The 236-nt window shown below is 47.9% G+C and carries 1 protein-coding gene; it reads left to right on the top strand.

Annotated elements, in window-relative coordinates:
• Window positions 1–180 (top strand): hypothetical protein (locus tag HMPREF2682_RS09505; protein WP_210400846.1); only part of this gene is annotated, 180 nt, incomplete at its 5' end.
• Between the last annotated feature and the right edge of the window lie 56 nt (window positions 181–236).

Here is a 236-nt window from a genome sequence, read left to right as displayed (position 1 = left end):
AAGTCCCTCCGAAAAGGAAGGGAAATCTTGAGCTTTTCAAGGCACCAATCAATTACAGTGACAGCCTCAATGAAAGTCCCTCCGAAAAGGAAGGGAAATAGCAGCAAACAGGCCGCCGACGAAGAAGCTGATGGCGCCTCAATGAAAGTCCCTCCGAAAAAGAAGGGAAATCTAAAATGACGAAACCAGATGCGCACATCCCTCATCAGCCTCAATGAAAGTCCCTCCGAAAAGGA

The sequence above is a fragment of the Rothia sp. HMSC061D12 genome (assembly GCF_001836735.1).
Taxonomy (GTDB): Bacteria; Actinomycetota; Actinomycetes; order Actinomycetales; family Micrococcaceae; genus Rothia.
The sequence above is the reverse complement of the archived record's forward strand: the minus strand, read 5'-3'. Positions and strand labels throughout refer to the sequence as shown.